We start from the raw sequence: 15,603 nt of genomic DNA, 5'->3' as shown, positions 1-15,603 counted from the left end.
AGGAAAGGGGCTGCCCTCAGGCGTCGTGCCAGAGGTCGTGTAGCCCGGGATTGGTGGCGGCAATGAACTTTTGCAGTTGCAGCTTCAGCAGCGCGCCCTCGTCGTAGCCGAAGCGCGCCAGCAGCTCGGCTTCGTGCGCCTTGGCCGCGGCCAGCAGGTGCAGCGAGCGGTCACGGCCGTCAGGGGTCAGGGTGTAGCGGGCGGTAGACGAGGGATCGCTGCCGGTGGCCATGACCCAGCCCTGAGCCCGCAGGGATCGCAGTACGGGCTCCACGGGGCCGTCAAGCACGTAGCCCAGCGCCGCCTCCAGCTCGGCGACACCGACGCCGTCGCGCACGGTCAGGGCCGCGACGATGACCCACTGGTGCTCATCGAGGCCGGCCGCGGCGGCACGCTCGCGCATTTCCAGGTGGCACTGGAAGTAGGCACGGCCCAGCAGGTAGCCCAGCAGGTCTTCGCCCAAGCCCCCGGCCACGCGGGCGCTGCGGGCTTGCGGCAACTGCGGGTCACGCCGCGCGGCCAGCGCGTAGCGCCCGGCATGGAAAACCAGCGGCGCGCGCTCGGCCCGATCGAAGGCGAGCACCTCCCCCACGAAGATCAGGTGGTCGCCGCCCTCGTGCTGGAAAGCCGTGCGGCACTGGAAGCGCGCCGCACAGCCTTCGAGCAGCGGTACGCCCCCGAGACCGTCCTCCATCGCCAGCCCTGCGAACTTGTGCGTGCCTGAGCGCGCAAAGCTCGTGGACAACGCTTCCTGATCCGCAGCGAGCACGTGCACCGCCCAGTGCTGGGCCTGTGCGAACACCGGCAGGCTCAGCGACTTGCGTGCCAGGCTCCACAGCACCATCGGCGGCTCCAGGGAGACCGAGTTGAAGCTGTTGGCCGTGAGCCCGACGGGCGCGCCATCGGCCGCCCGCGCGGTGATGACGGTCACGCCGGTGGCGAAGCTCCCCAGCGCGGCACGGAACGCCCGCGGGTCCAGCGCAGGAGCGGTGGGCTGCTGCTCCACGGGAGCGACCGCGTTCACGGCTGGCGCACGAAGTAGCGCACCGACAGCCGCCCGGCATCGAAGCGGTAGAGCTCGATGGTCTCGATGGCCGTCGAGGTGCCGCGCAGCCGGTTGCGGTTGTGGCAGGCCGCCTCGTTGCCGTTGACGACGGCGGCGACCTCCTCGATCTCGATGCGTGCGCTCTGCTGCGCCCACATGCCCTCGAGCACCGCCCAGCCGTCGGCGGCCGGGCCGCGACCCACGTACTCGATCTCCAGGCCCTCAGGCGCAGCCGTGCGGTAGGCCGCAAGGAACGCCGCCTTGTCGCCGGCGTTCCAGGCCTTGACCTGCGCGTGCAGGAAGCCTTCGATGGCTCGGGCGTCCATGCTGTTCAGACCTCCTGGCCACGCACGTTGCGTGCGCTGCCGTTGCGCTTGTCGCTCTCGCCCCAGGCCATCCAGCGGTCGGGCTCGCGCGTGTCGCCCACGCGGCGCCAGCGGCCTTCCTGCTGTGCGGTGATGGGAAAGCCACCGACAAAGTCGATCATCTCGCCCTTGGGATCGGGCACGAACTCCCATTCCTCCTGGCCCTCGAGCACGATGCGTGCGTCCTGCGCGAACCAGCTGCCATCCTTGTGCCGCACCGTCCCTTCGATGTCGGTGGTGCAGCGGATCTCGCCCTTCTCGTTCTGGAAGATGGCGTAGCCGAGGTTGTCATGCCCGACCATGAACGAGCCGGCATCCCAGGTGCCGTCCTTGTAGATGGTGGCGAAGCTCCACCAGATGACGTGCATCTTGTGGTTGACCACCAGGTCCTTGCTCATGTGGATGGCGCCGCCCTCCGCCATCCAGGCCTGGTCCAGCGCGATGACGCCCTTGACCTTGCGGCCCTCGCAGGTGCCCGCCACGTCGTAGAGCTGCGAGACGTAGAAGGTGCCCCAGTCCACGCCGGGCAGATACCACTGCATGCCGTTGCCGATGAGCTTGCCATGCAGGTCAAAGAGGCCCTCTTCGCGCCAGCTGAAGGCGCTGCCCGAGGCGGTCAGGTGCCAGGGCTGGCCCGGCTCGCCTTCCAGGCTGGACCACCAGGCGGTGTCGTTGTCCAGCCCGCGCGCGGGGAACATGGTCAGCGCACGCGGCGCGATCTTCTCCTTGTCGACGCGGATGTGCTTGTTGTCCAGCCGCGTGCTCTGGTAGATGAACTTGGTGGGGTTTGGCGTGCTGCCGGGCGCGTTGAGGGCGCGCACCATCGAGTAGATGTGCCCCTCCTCGTCACGCACGCTGCCGAAGGGCATGTGCTTGGTGAGCTTGAGGCCGAAGTGGTCGCGCAGGTCGGCAAGCTTGGTGCCGCTGACCTTCTGCGGACCTACTAGGCACTGGTAGGCGAAGTCGGCGCGCTCGGGAACGTTCGTGAAGTGACGCATGGGTCGTGTCCTGTCCGGGTTGCTGTCGTACGGGCGGTCGCGGATCGGGCCGCAGCCTCAATCCCAGATCACGTGCACGCTCTTGGCGCCACGCAGGTGCGCGCCCTCGATCCTGGGCGAAGGCTGCTCCGGGTCCAGGCGCAGGTTCGGGCACAGGTCAAGCAGCGCGTTGATGGCACACAGCAACTCGAGCTTCGCCACGAACTGGCCGATGCACATGTGCGGCCCGAAGCCGAAGCCAAACGACGGCTTCTGCCGACGGTCGATGTCGAACACGTCGGGGTTCTCGAACACGCTCGGGTCGCGATTGGCCGAGGCCACCATGCACTGCACGAACGAGCCCTTGGGAATGGTGACGCCGCCGATCTCGACGTCCTCGGCGGTTTCGCGCACCTTGAAGGTGGACGACGGCTCGAAGCGCACCGCCTCGTCGATGAGCTTGGGCACCAGCGTGCGGTCGCTGCGCACGCGCTCCACCAGGCCCGGTACCGTGAGCAGGAACGTCATCGCCGCGCTGAAGGTGCGCGTGGTCGTCTCACCGGCGGCGGGCAGCAGCGAGCGGGCGAAGGTGGCGACCTCGTGATCGTCGAGCTTGTGGCCCTCGTACTCGGCGTTGATGAGCCGGCTGATGAGGTCGTCACCCTTGGCGCCCTCGGCGCGGCGTTGCTTGACCTGCACCATCAGTGCGTCGTACAGGCTCTTGACCGACTGGGCGGCGATCTTGCGGCCTTCCTCGGCCTTGGCCTTGTCAAGCTGGTTGGCAGCCAGCATCGACAGCGCCCAGGCGGCGTACTGGTTGTACTCGTCGGCGTCGTTCTCGGGGAAGCCGACGAGCGCATACATCACCCGCACCGGAAAGTGCAGGCCCATGTCCATGAGGTCGGCCTTCTTCTTCGGCAGCATCGGCAGCACGAAATCCTCGCGCACCACGCGATCGATCTTGGGACGCCACTTGTTCACGTTGTCCGGCATGAAGGCCGGCTGCAGCAGCGCACGCACGTGGCGGTGCGCCTCGCCGTCCATGCCCAGGATCATCAGCCCGTCCCAGACCTTGCCCATGCCCTCGAGGATGAAGCTGCTGGTGAAGCGCTTGGCGTCCTTGAGCACGTTCATCACGTCCTGGTACTTGAACACCGCGTAGGTCGGCCTGGTGCCGGCCTGCAACCCGGCGTTGGTCGGCACGCCAAGGAACTTGGCGATGTAGTCGCCTTCGTAGACGGGCGTTGTCTCGCGCATCTGGCGGCACGCGCCGTAGAGGTCTTCGGTCAAGCCGCGGTAGGTGTCGGACACGCTGGCGTAGGCCTGCTCCAGCTTTTCAGCGTTCGATACGTTGCTCATGATGGTCTCCAGTGGTTGTCTCAGGGTAAGAACTCAAGTGGCCCGCACGGGCGTGCCGGCGGCGCAAGGCTCGTCCACGGCGGTGTCGAACCGCGGGTAGCGGCCCAGTGCCAGCAGCAGCAAGGGACCGAAGAGGAAGCAGGCGATGCACACCAGCAGCAACGGTCCGTAGCCGCCGCCCGAGCGCAGCAGCGCCGCAAACAGGAACGGCGCCGCAGCCGAGCCGACCGTGGCCACGCCCAGGTGCACGCCGAAGACCTTGCCGTAGTCGCGCATCCCGAAGTAGCGCGCCACCAGGTAGGCCGCGATGTCGAACTCCGCACCCGAGCCTGCGCCTACCAAGGCGGTGCCCAGCATGAGCAGCGCCAGAGGTGTGCTGGCGTCGGCGTGCAGGAAAATGGCACAGCCCAGTGCCGGCAGGCTCAGCGTGACGGCCGCCACGCCCGGCGCCCACAGGCGGTCCAACAGCACGCCCACCAGCAGCCGCCCGGCGATGAGCGCCGCGCCGAAGACACTGAAGACGGCACCGGCCGCAGTCGCCGACAGACCCAGGTCACGCAGCAGCGGCACGGTGTTGGCCACCATGCCCACCACGCCTGCCACCACCAGCGCCAGCGCGACGTTGCACAACCAGAACCGATGGCTGCGCACCGCCTGCGCAAAGCGCATCCCCGCCAGGGGCAACGCAGCCGCGGCGCCTGCCTGTGCCTGGGACCGGGTTGGCAGCGCACGCAGGGCCCAGGGCAGCGTCAGCAGCAAGGGCAGCAGGGCCAGCACCACGTAGCCGGCGCGCCAGTCCCACCGACCCACGGCCCAGGTCATGGCCGGGGGCAGCACAGCCGCAGCCACGCCGGTGCCGCACAGCGCCAATGACAGCGCAAACCCGCGGTGGCGTTCGAACCAAAGGTTGACCCACTGGGTCCAGGTCACCGGCGTGGTCCCCAGGCCCAGGAAGGGCAGGAGAAAGTAGCCCAGGTAGAGCCAGCCAATGGAGCCTTGCAGCTGCGTCATGGCCAGCAGCCCCAGCGACAGCGCCAGCAGCGACACGGCGCTGATGCGGCGCATCCCATGGTGTGCATTGAGCCAGCCCACGGCGTTGACGGACAACGCCCCTCCTGCGGCAATGAAGCTGGAGGTGAGCTGCAGCTCGGCGCGTGTCCAGCCAAAGGCTTCCTGCAGTGGGACCACCAGCGCACCGAAGCTGTAGAGCAGCAGCGCGCTGACGCTGGTGCTCACACCGGCGAGGGCCATGAACAGCACGGGCCAGCCGCGCCGGATCTCGCCGTGCGGGCCGGCCGGCAGACCAGCTTGGCTGTGAGACGAGGCCACGGGCTTCAAAGCTGGTCCTCGATGCCCGCGATGGGCGCCATCGTCGCGCCGCCGTCCACCAACAGCGACGTGCCGGTGATGTAGGCCGCATCACTGGAGGCCAGGAACAGTACCGCCGCCGCGATCTCCGAGGGCAGGCCCGGGCGGGGCACGGGGAAGGGCCGGGCAATGCGGGCGCTGAAGTCGTCGCTCAGGTGCTCGCGCATGCGGTCGGAGGCAATCAACCCGGGCTCCACCACGTTGACCAGCACCCCTTGGTGGCCCACCTCGTTGGCCAGGCCGCGCGCGAAGGCGTTCATGTAGGCCTTGCTGGCCATGTAGGGGATCAGCCCCGGCGTGAAGCTGCGGTTGGCCGCGCCCGAGGAGATGTAGATCAGCCGCCCCTTGTCGCTTGCGCGCGAGAGCGCCGGCAGCGCATCACGGGCCAACCAGAACAGCGAGTGGATGTTGGCGTGCACCTGGCGGTCGAACGCAGACTCGTCCATGTCGGCCATCCGCCCCATCGCTGCATCGGCCGCACAGTGCACGGCGATGTCCAGGCCGCCAAAGGCCTCCACGGCTGCAGCCACCGTGGCACGCATGTCCTCGCGCACGCCGATGTCGCCCACCGCAAGCACGGCCTCGCCACCGCGCTCCTGGATGGCCGCAACCACGGCCTCGCCATGAGCGCGGGTACGCGCCGACACCAGCACACGCGCTCCTTCGGCGGCCAGCGCCTGTGCAATGGCGCGGCCGATGCCACGGCCGGCACCAGTGACCAGCGCCGACTTGCCTTCGAATCGTTTCACGTTCGCTGCCTCCATGGAATCAATGAAAGAACCGCGCGTGCGGCGCGCCGGCACGCAAGCTGTGGAGCTCGATGCCAATGGAAAAGGTTTGCGGCCCTGGCCAGCGGCTGCGCAGGCAGCGTGCGGCCTCGGAGCCATTGACCAGACACTCCACCATCTGCAGTTGCGGCTGCCGGTTGCAGGTGTCCGACCGCGGCTCCACGGCAGCCCAGGCCCCATCGCCGCTGGCCTGGTGCTTGCCGACGGACTCCAGCGTCCTCCCCGCGTGGGCCATGCGGCGATACAGGCCCATGAACGCCTGCCTGCGGCCCGTTTTCCAGTGCAAGACCTGGTCGAAAAGGGGGCTGCGGATACGCGATGCCTCGGGCATGGGCTGGCTTGGTGGCTGGGTCACCTCGGTCACCTCGGAATGGACGGCTCAGTAGGAGGAGCGCGCCTGCGGCGCACCGTCGCGCGCAGCGTCCTGCACGGTCCTGGAAGCGACAGCCTTGGGCGCCTTGGCCAGGTAGCGCTGGACGCGGCCGGCGGCGATGCGGCCCGGCAGCCCGTTGATGCCCCCACCCGGGTGGATACCGGCCCCACCGAGGAAAAGCCCCGCCACCGGCAGCGTATCGCCGCCCAGTCCTGCGGCCGGGCGCATCAGCGACGAGCGGGTGGTGGCGGTGTCGATGTGCACCACGCAGCCGTTGTGTACGTTGAGCCGGTGGGCCAGGTCAGGCGCCGCCTCCACACGGCGGCCGATCTCAAGCGTCTTGATGCCGTGCATGTACGCGTCGGCCTGGTCGATGACCATCTGGCCCACGCGCTGGCGAATCGCGTCCCAGCCTTCGTTGGGGTTCACGGGCATCGCCACCGGGTACAGGTACACCACGTCCTGGCCCTCGGGTGCCTGCGACGGATCCACCGCGCTGGGCGCCGTGACCCACAGGTACGGCAGCTTGGGGACCTCGCCGCGAGCGCTGGAGCGGAAGTTCTCGAGCACGGCCTCCACCGTGCCAACGAGCAGCACGCACTTGCGCAGGTCCACGCCGTCGGTGCGCATCGCCTGGTGCTTGCCCACCTGCACTTGGCCGCGCAGAGCCACATCCACCTTCAGCGGCGAGGCACCATGCGCGTTGGCCGGCGCCAGTGCCATGCGGGTGAGCAGCCTGCGCTCGATGGCCCCGGGCGTGACGAGCTCGAAGGCAACCTTCGGGTGGATGGAAGCGATCACGGCGCTGGCATGCACCATGCTGCCATCGACCAGGCGCACGCCCTGCGCGCGCCCGTTGCGCGCGACGATCTCCGCCACCGGCGAGGACACACGGATCTCGCCGCCGAGTTCCCGCAAGCGCGAGGCCAGGGCGTCGGAGATGCTTTGCATGCCGCCGATGACACGGCCCACGCCGAAACGCTGGATGAAGCCCAGCAGCGCGAAGTAGATGCCCGTGGCTTCGTTGGTGATCGGACCGGCCGCGCCCAGCAGGCTGCACAGCGCCGACTGGGTCACAGGATGCTCGAAGCGCTCCATGATCGACGTGTAGGCCGGGGAGCCTACCAGCGCCATGATCTCGGGCTTCAGGTGCCTGTTGCGCAGCACGGCCTTGAGCGCCTCCCACTTGGCTCCCAGGTTGCGCTGCGACGGGTCCACCCGCATCATCGGAATCGCCATGTCGATGAAGGCGTTGACCAGTTGCATCAGTGCCAGGAACTCCTTGGCGTCGGACTCGGAGAAGCGGCGGAATTCGGCCGCCGTCTTCTCGATGTCGCGCCAGAACACCAGCGAGCTGCCGTCCGGATGCAGGTAGGCGTAGGCGGGCGTCATCTCCACGTGGCGGAAACCATGGCGGTCGAGTTCAAGCTCCTGCGGCATCATGGGATGCACTCGCAACGACATCAGGTCCAGGGCGCAGGGATGCACCAGGTGCTGCGGTGCCTCCGGTATCAAGTAGCCCGAGGACGCCATGCCGCCGACCTTGTGGAAGGCCTCGATGACGACGACCTTGCGGCCTTCCGCGGCGAGGTAGCAGGCTGCGGCCAGCCCGTTGTGGCCACCGCCGACAATGGCGGTGTCGTAGATCGTGCTTGAAGGCATACGTTTCCTTGCGAGGATGCGCCGAGTTGAAATTCAGGCCGGGCTCACCGGCTTCCACCAGGACAGCGTGGCCGACTCGTCAACCAGCCGCTGCCACGCCTGGCTCACAGCACGGTCTGCGGCCAGCGGTGAGACACCCAGGCCGCGCAGCACCATGCCTGCAAGTTCCCGGATGTAGCCACCGTCGAGCGTGCGCGTGCGCACGATGCGTCGTGCACCTTCGACAGTGGTGCCCACGACCAGGTCCATGGCGGCCTGTATCGAGTCGAAGGTCACCGCACCATGCAAGCGCCCCTCGTGCAGGCTCATCGCGACCAGGCTGGCACGAGGCTCATCACTGGCCAGGAACTCGATGAAGTCCACGCGCGCGATGAAGGCGCCGTGGCGGGGCTCCATCGCGGCGCGCACCAGCGCCATGAGCGGGCCCAGGGCCATGCGTGCGGCGCCGTCCTGCAAGGACGCGGTCAGGCGTCCATAGGTCTGCAGCATCTCGCGGGCCATGCGCCGGCCGATCTCGGCAAAGACCTCGTCGATGGCCTCGAAATGCTTGTAGAAGCTCCCGCGAGAGACCTCGGCGATGCGGATCACGTCGTCGACCACCGGGTGGTGGCCGGGCTCGCACTCGAGATACGCCGCCATGGTGGCCTCGATCAGGCGCTCGCGCATGCGCTCGCGCTTGATCTCGGCGACGCGCACGCGGTGGTCCTGAGGAGGCGATGCATCGGCGTTGGTGTGCTCCTGTGGCAGCGGCTCGCCTGCGGCCGCGACGGCGTGCTTTTTCATGCCGGTGCCCCGATGTCGGCCAGCAGTGCCAGATTCGACGGCTGCCCCAGCAGCGCGCGGCCATAGAGCTCGCAGCCCAGCATCGCGTTGAGCGCGGTGTGGCGGCTGCCCAGGCTCAAGTCACGCCACAGGCGCTGCAGCGCGCTGGAGGTGGCAAAGGCCCCCGGGCCGGCGATGTCCATGAGCCGATCAGCCGCTCGGCGCAGCTGCCGCATCGCGTAGCCGCAGTCGGCCTGGATGCGTGCCTTTTCCCGGCCGGACAGCGGACGCAGCTGCGCGGTGTCGTCAATCATCGTCACTGCGCGACGGATGTGCAGCCAGGCGGAGTCAACTTCCAGCGCCGCCTCGCCAAGCTGCCCCACCAGCGTCTGGGAATCGGCCTGGGTCGGGTAGTTCCAGCCCACCGTCGTGCGCCGCGCCAGGTTGGCCTTGACCTGCTCGAGCAACTCCTCGGCCGCTCCGAGCATGGGCGCAAGAACACCCAGCGGGAACAACGGCTCGACCGGCCAGCGGTCACGCGGCTCCAGCGCCGAGGCTGGTGCGCCGGCCGCTGCTGCGCGCAGCTGCGAGAAGCGCAGCACCATCACGTTCGGCACAAAAGTGTCCCTGGCCTGTACCGTGTGGCTGCCCGAAGCTGCCAGCCCGGCGACATGCCAGGTGTCCAGCACGGACACGGTGGCATCGGCATGCGGCCCGTGCGGCAGGGGCAGGAAAGCGAAACCGGAATCCACCACGCTGCCCGCGTCGTCAAGGATGCGCACGCCATTGAGTGCCCACGCCGCGTGCATGCAACCGGAGGCGTAGCCCCAGGTGCCGTTGATGATGTAACCGTCTTTGGCAGGCCGGGCGGTACCGGCTTGACCCGCCACGCTGCACACCAGTTCGTCTCCACGGCTGAACACGCGCTGGCCCACTGCCGGCGGCATGGACGCGGCCGAGGCGGTGACCCCCGAAAGCAGCCCGAACGCCCACGCCGTGCCCGGGCAGCCACGGGCCAGCGCGGCCACCGTCTCCACATGTGTGATGAGCTTGTGGCCAGTGCCCCCTGCGCGACGCGGGAACATCATCCCCAACAGGCCCGCCTCGCGCAGCGCCGCAATGGCCCCATCCGTGGGGCGGCGCAACGCCTGGGCCTCCTCGGCGTGCCGTGCCAGCAACGGTGCCAGGGACTTGGCCACCGCCACGGGATCGGCAGGCACTTCAGGGGCGGCAGGAAGAGTGCGGCTCATGACGGACTTGAAAATGAACAGATGTGTGCAGTATGTTCATCTTTAGTCATGGTGACACTGGTGTTTACTCTGAGATCTGCAATGCGTTCCCAAGGTCACTGAAACGCAGCAGGCTCGTGCCAAAGCGCGAATGGCAGGGTCGATTGCAAGCGGGGTGGCCAGTCCGGGCTGGCCTGTCGAGCACAGCGGCGCCAGAGCAGGGATGAGGAGGAAGTTCGTCGCCCGCACACGCTGCAAACTGCAACTTGCACGCCGCGCTGCCGCGCAGCGTGATGCCGCGCATGGCGCAGGACCTTGGGATATGCGGGCTGGGGCCGTGGGCCGGGAAGCGGGGCCCGACAAAGCGTGTGCCGGAACCCGTGAAGCGCCAATCAGGCCTGCGCGGCGGGCAGGCGCACGACGATACCGTCAAGTTCCGCGCTCATCGTAAGGCAGCACGAAAGACGGCTGCCCGGCTGGCGCGGCTCCGCGGTGCAGTCAAGCAAGGCGTCTTCCATGTCTTCCATCGGGGGCAACTTGGATGTCCAGGCTGCGTCCACGTAGACATGGCAGGTGGCGCACTGGCAGGCGCCGCCGCAGTCGGCGTTGATGCCGGGCAGGCCACGCATGAGGGCGGCCTGCATGATGCTCACACCGGCATCGGCCTGGAGTTCGGTGCGGCTGCCATCGGCAGTGACATAGTGGATGTGGGGCATGGCGTTTCCTTGCTAGCAGCTCAAAGTCGGGTTGGATCGGCGCACGGGCCTTGTGACGAGAGATGCCACGGCCGCGGTCACGGAAGCGCGCTACGCGCAGGGCCACGGCGGGTACGCATGGACATGCGGCGAAGTCGCTGTGCGTATCGATGATAGAACAATATGTGAACAGATTCCAAGAATCTGTTTATTTACACAGGAAGTCGTCGGAGTAGACCGGACCCGCCTGATGGGGCTGTTGCCAACTGGCACCTGACCTCACTCTGCAGCACAACGCCAAGGCTCTTGCCGACCTGCAGGAGTGGCGCCCTCACCAGAATCCGGCACTAGCCTGCTGTGCGCCGTACTGCATCGCTGGCTCAGAGAGCCTGCCGAGCAGTTCCGTGCCTGCACGTTCGCTTGCAACAGGCTTGCCTGCCTGGGACAAACCCGGGTTGCATTGCTAAGTGAATGGATTCCTTCCTGGTGGCAGCAGCCAGGCAAGCGCAAGGTTGCAGAGCAGACGTTGCGGAGTTGTATAGGTACAAACTCTGAGCATCTGTTCAAATTCTATTCTTAGAATTCCCATCGCAATGCAGAATTGCGGCAGTCGCCGGGCCCAGGGGCCTTGATCCTGCGCACATGCATCGCAGCCCTTCCTGGCCTCAGAGGGCCGGGCTGTCGTACCCGACAAAGTTAACCAGGCGATGGAGACAAGGCACATGAAAAAGTTCACGCGGACCAAGAGGGATGAGCGCCGGCTGCGTGCCGTGGCCGCAGTGCTGGCGGTCTGGGGCACCCACGCCTCGGCAATGGAGCTGGACTTCGGCAATCCGGACCTGAAGGCCCGATGGGACAACACCTTGCGCTACAACCTTGGCACCCGCATGGAGAAGCAGGATCCGCGGATCCTGGCCAGCGCGCCCTACGACGAGTCGGACGCCAAGTTCGGCAAGCACGACATCGTCACCAACCGCCTTGACCTGCTCAGCGAATTCGACCTCAACTACAAAGGGCAGTTCGGCGCACGCATCAGCGCCACCGCTTGGTACGACGATGCCTATTCCGACCGCACGGTGACGTCGCCCGCCGGTGGCGTGACCAGCTACTTCAACAACACCTACAACAACCACGTCAAGCGCTACATCAACGGACCGTCGGGCGAGTTGCTGGATGCCTTCGTCTGGACCAACTTCAACGTGGGCGAGGTGCCCGTCAACGTGAGGCTGGGGCGGCACTCCCTCGTGTGGGGCGAGGGCCTGCTCATCGGTGCCCATGCGATCTCTTATTCCCAGGCGCCGCTGGATGGCCAGAAGGCAGTGGCGAGCCCCGGCATCGAGACCAAGGAACTGTTCCTGCCGCTGAACCAGGTCTCGTTCAAGGTGCAGGCCACCAGCGACTTGACGCTGGCAGGCCAGTACTTCTTCGAGTGGGAGGAAACCCGTGCTCCCAACGGGGGCACCTACCTGTCGGGCTCCGATACCTCGCCCAACGTCGACCGCCTGAGCATCGTGGGGCCGAACGCGGCCTTCCCCAACGGCATCGCTGCCACCAACGTCGAGGCGCGCAAGCCCCGGCAACGTGGCAACTGGGGCCTGAGCGCGCGCATGAACGTCGAGCCCATCAATTCGACGATCGGCCTGTACTACCGGGAGTTCGACGACTACAACCCGGAGAACGGTATCCAGTTCCGAAGCTTCGCCGGACCGTTGCCGACGACCTTCCGCTTCGTCTACCCGCAGAACACCAAGCTGATTGGCCTGAGCCTGGCGCGTCCGATCGGCCCGGTGAGCTTCGGCGCGGATCTCTCGTACCGCAAGAACGCTGCGCTCAACACCGTCGGCAGCTACGCGGCCCCGACCCTGGACACTGGCGCGCGCGGCAACACCTGGCATGCCGTGGCCAACGGCACGTACCTGCTGCCCAAGACCGCGTTGTTCGAAACCGGCAGCGTGGCGGCCGAGATTGCCTACAGCCGCCTGGACAAGGTCACTACCAACGAGCAGCTGTACAAGGGCGTGGGCTATGCCGGCTGCGTGCGCACGGGCACCGGCTCGGGCGGCGTGCCGGCAGTGCCCGGCGACGAGTCCGACGCGTGCTCGAGCCGCAATTTCTGGCAGGTCGCGTTCAACTTCACGCCGCAGTACCTGGGCATCCTGCCGTCGTGGGACCTGTCGGTGCCCATTACCGTCAACTACGGTATCAAGGGCGTGGCGCCCTCGGGCAGCGGCGGCTTCGAGAAGCTGTTGACCTGGTCGATCGGCGCCAACATGACGTATCAGTCCAAGCACGAATTCTCACTGCGGTACGCCGACATCAGCGCGCCGCGCAAATACAACGCCGCAGGGACCGCGCTCATCGGCGGGGGCGCATCGGGAGGCAGCATCGGCGCAACCGACCGCGGCTGGCTCGTCTTTACCTATCGCACCGCGTTCTGAACACACATTACGGAGACCGACACATGAACTTGCACAAAACCCTGGGCGCCGTGGCGCTCGTCGCCCTGGCGGCACCCGCGCTGGCCGCAGTCTCGGCGGACGAGGCCAAACAGCTGGGCAACACGCTGACCGAGTTTGGCGCGACCAAGGCCGGCAACGCCGACGGCTCCATCCCTGCCTACACCGGTGGCGTCACCACGGCGCCGGCGGGCTTCAAGCCCGGCACCGGCAAGTGGGTTGACCCGTTCAAGGACGACAAGCCCCTGTTCCGGATCGACTCGAAGAACTGGGAAAAGTACGCCGACAAGCTCAGCGACGGCCAGAAGCACCTGCTCAAGAACAATCCCGAGTACTACCTCGACATCTATCCGAGCCGCCGCTCTGCGGCCTATCCGGAAAAGATGCTCAAGGCCACGGTGCGCAATGCGACCAGCTGCAAGACGCTGCGCGACGGCATCGCCGTCGATACGGCCTGCCGCGGCGGCCTGCCGTTCCCCATCCCCAAGAACGGCCTGGAGGCAATGTGGAACCAGATCCTGCACTACCAGGGCGACACCGCGATCACGACCTCGGCGTCGCGCTCCTGGGTCGTTGACACGTCGGGCAAGCCGACCATGACGTCCGAGCAGAGCACGTACACCGACCCGGTGTGGTACCAGGCCGACCTGACCGACCGCGATCCCAACATGGCGTGGCGCGTGTTCTCGGTGACCAAGCAACCGGCCCGCCTGGCCGGCGCGGCCACCGGCCTCACGGACTTCATCGACCCGGTGGCCACGCCGCGCAAGGCCTGGAGCTACACGCCGGGGCAACGCCGCGTGCGCCAGTCACCCGAGTTCTCCTACGACACCCCGGTGGCCAGTCAGGGTGGCCTCACGCTGTTCGATGAGCTGTTCATCGTTTCGGGCAAGCTCGACCGCTTCGACTACAAGCTCGTGGGCAAGAAGGAGATGTACATCCCCTACAACGAGTACAAGGGCTCGTTCGAATGCCCCACGGTCGAGATGGCGCTCAAGCCGAAGTACGTCAATCCGGACTGCCACCGCTGGGAACTGCACCGCGTCTGGGTCGTCGAGGCGACCCTCAAGTCCGGCATGCGCCACGCGTACTCCAAGCGCAACTACTACCTGGACGAGGACATGACCGGCGCCGGCCTGTACGACGCATTCGACCAGAACGGCCAGCTCTACCGCTCCATCTTCAACGGCATGGTCCAGCTGTACGACCACAAGTTGCCCTGGGCGGTGCGCAACGTCATCTTCGACTTCAACAAGAACATGTACGGCTACTTCAACGACGTGAACGTGGGCGGACACACGATCGCGGCGAAGGCAGCGCCCGAGCGTGAGCTCAACCCCGAGTCGATCGTGACGCGCGAGACGGCGCGCTGACAGAAAACAGTCTCAGCACAATGCCTTCCTTGCATCGTCTCGTCTCGGCAGCGGGGCTGGTTGTGGCCATGGCGGCGGTCATGGCCGCCGGCCCTGCAACCCCGCCGGCGCCCCTACAGGATGTGCTCGACACGCCGTCGGCGCCGTCGGCGCGCGCACAACGCACCATGGTCAGCAGCCTTGCCCGGCGCGGTGACCGCCTGGTCGGTGTCGGTCCCCGGGGCCTGGTGCTGCTGTCCGTCGACGGCGGTGGCAGCTGGAAGCAGGTGCCCGCGCCCGTCAGCGCCGACCTCGTGTCGGTGAAGTTCGCCGCCGGCGATACCGTCTGGGCCGTTGGTCACGATGCCGTGGCGCTGCGCTCGGTGGACGCCGGTGCGACTTGGGAGCGCGTGCTCGACGGCCGCTCGGTGCTCAAGCTGCTGCGGTCCACCTATGGCTCCGCCGCTCAGGCGGGAGATGCCCGGGCCAAGGGCATGCTGGACGAGTTTGATCGGGCGATGGAGCAGTCGGCCACGCCCGGCGTGCTGCCTGCGCCCTTCCTCGACGTCTGGTTCGGGGCCAACGGCGAGGGCTACCTCGTGGGCGCGTTCGGCCTGATCCTGCGCACGGCCGACCACGGCAAGACCTGGGCGCCGTGGATCGAGCATGTGGACAACGACAGCCGCTTCCACCTCTACGGTGTGTCGGGTACGGCCGAGCGCCTGTACGTCGCCGGCGAGCAGGGGCTGCTGCTGCGGCTGGACCGTCAGCAGGGCCGCTTCGTCAAGGTGGACACGCCGTACAAGGGCACGTATTTCGGCATCGACGTGCAGCCCGGCCGCCTGCTGGCCTACGGACTGCGCGGCAATGTCTACCTCAGCCGCAACGACGGCCAGCAGTGGGACAAGGTCGACACCGGCATCGATGCCCATATCGTCGCCGCCGTGAATGCCGGCGACGACCGCGTGCTGCTGGTGTCGCAAGCCGGACATGTGCTCGCCCTCAAGCCCGGGAGCCTGAAGGTACAGCCGCTGCAGGTGCCCTTCACGAGCGAGGTTCTCTCTGCTGTGGCTGCCGGCAGCAAGAGCTTGGTCTTCGGGCAGATCAACGGCATCCGCGTCGTCGAATTGATGGGCTACTCCCTGCAATGACCTGGCGCGCGCGCACCACGA

Annotated in this window: 14 protein-coding genes; 3 read left to right on the top strand and 11 right to left on the bottom strand. The window is 67.3% G+C overall.

The genetic code is table 11. From position 1 onward, the window contains the following. Positions 1 to 16: 16 nt before the first annotated feature. From SM757_RS01070 to SM757_RS01020, 11 genes are all read right to left on the bottom strand, one after another. Positions 17 to 1,024 (bottom strand): flavin reductase, encoded by a 1,008-nt coding sequence (locus SM757_RS01070; RefSeq protein ID WP_238446678.1) that lies wholly within the window; start codon positions 1,022 to 1,024, stop codon positions 17 to 19. Further along, on the bottom strand, positions 1,021 to 1,371 hold the full coding sequence (locus SM757_RS01065) for a Cif family virulence factor (RefSeq protein WP_028998286.1): 351 nt from the start codon (positions 1,369 to 1,371) through the stop codon (positions 1,021 to 1,023). Before SM757_RS01065 ends, SM757_RS01070 begins: the two co-directional genes overlap by 4 nt. Positions 1,372 to 1,376: 5 nt before the next feature. Then, positions 1,377 to 2,408 carry a hypothetical protein gene (locus SM757_RS01060; protein ID WP_028998285.1) on the bottom strand — a complete coding sequence of 344 codons (1,032 nt, stop codon included), beginning with the start codon at positions 2,406 to 2,408 and terminating at the stop codon, positions 1,377 to 1,379. Positions 2,409 to 2,465: 57 nt separating this feature from the next. Beyond that, positions 2,466 to 3,746, bottom strand: coding sequence for a cytochrome P450 (locus SM757_RS01055; protein ID WP_322464202.1), 1,281 nt, complete (start codon positions 3,744 to 3,746; stop codon positions 2,466 to 2,468). Between the two features lie 33 nt (positions 3,747 to 3,779). Further along, positions 3,780 to 5,075, bottom strand: a complete 1,296-nt coding sequence (locus tag SM757_RS01050) for an MFS transporter (protein ID WP_051242529.1) — start codon at positions 5,073 to 5,075, stop codon at positions 3,780 to 3,782. Positions 5,076 to 5,080: 5 nt separating this feature from the next. Next, positions 5,081 to 5,863, bottom strand: a complete 783-nt coding sequence (locus SM757_RS01045) for an SDR family NAD(P)-dependent oxidoreductase (RefSeq protein WP_322464201.1) — start codon at positions 5,861 to 5,863, stop codon at positions 5,081 to 5,083. A gap of 19 nt (positions 5,864 to 5,882) precedes the next feature. Beyond that, positions 5,883 to 6,266 carry a hypothetical protein gene (locus SM757_RS01040; protein ID WP_322464200.1) on the bottom strand — a complete coding sequence of 128 codons (384 nt, stop codon included), beginning with the start codon at positions 6,264 to 6,266 and terminating at the stop codon, positions 5,883 to 5,885. 15 nt (positions 6,267 to 6,281) lie between these two features. Next, complete coding sequence (locus SM757_RS01035) at positions 6,282 to 7,937, bottom strand: phytoene desaturase family protein (RefSeq protein ID WP_322464199.1); 1,656 nt, start codon at positions 7,935 to 7,937, stop codon at positions 6,282 to 6,284. A gap of 33 nt (positions 7,938 to 7,970) precedes the next feature. Continuing rightward, positions 7,971 to 8,720: a TetR/AcrR family transcriptional regulator gene (locus SM757_RS01030; protein WP_322464198.1), complete on the bottom strand. Its 750-nt coding sequence runs from the start codon at positions 8,718 to 8,720 to the stop codon at positions 7,971 to 7,973. Then, a complete protein-coding gene (locus SM757_RS01025; protein WP_322464197.1) occupies positions 8,717 to 9,949 on the bottom strand; it encodes an acyl-CoA dehydrogenase family protein in 1,233 nt (410 codons plus the stop codon). The genes SM757_RS01030 and SM757_RS01025 overlap by 4 nt, the downstream gene beginning before the upstream one ends. Positions 9,950 to 10,320: 371 nt before the next feature. Next, positions 10,321 to 10,644: a 2Fe-2S iron-sulfur cluster-binding protein gene (locus SM757_RS01020; protein ID WP_322464196.1), complete on the bottom strand. Its 324-nt coding sequence runs from the start codon at positions 10,642 to 10,644 to the stop codon at positions 10,321 to 10,323. Between the two features lie 701 nt (positions 10,645 to 11,345). Here SM757_RS01020 and SM757_RS01015 point away from each other — a divergent pair. The 3 genes from SM757_RS01015 (at position 11,346) to SM757_RS01005 (ending at position 15,582) form a co-directional block, all read left to right on the top strand. Then, the gene (locus SM757_RS01015) at positions 11,346 to 13,061 is read left to right on the top strand and encodes a DUF1302 domain-containing protein (RefSeq protein ID WP_322464195.1); all 1,716 of its coding nucleotides are present in this window, start codon (positions 11,346 to 11,348) and stop codon (positions 13,059 to 13,061) included. Between the two features lie 23 nt (positions 13,062 to 13,084). Continuing rightward, the gene (locus tag SM757_RS01010) at positions 13,085 to 14,452 is read left to right on the top strand and encodes a DUF1329 domain-containing protein (protein ID WP_322464194.1); all 1,368 of its coding nucleotides are present in this window, start codon (positions 13,085 to 13,087) and stop codon (positions 14,450 to 14,452) included. A gap of 167 nt (positions 14,453 to 14,619) precedes the next feature. Then, on the top strand, positions 14,620 to 15,582 hold the full coding sequence (locus tag SM757_RS01005) for a WD40/YVTN/BNR-like repeat-containing protein (RefSeq protein WP_322464193.1): 963 nt from the start codon (positions 14,620 to 14,622) through the stop codon (positions 15,580 to 15,582). The last annotated feature ends 21 nt before the right edge of the window (positions 15,583 to 15,603 follow it).

It is taken from the genome of Azohydromonas lata (assembly GCF_034427735.1).
Taxonomy (GTDB): Bacteria; Pseudomonadota; Gammaproteobacteria; order Burkholderiales; family Burkholderiaceae_C; genus Azohydromonas; species Azohydromonas lata.
Note: the sequence above shows the minus strand (reverse complement) of the source record. Positions and strands in the feature narration are given on the sequence as shown.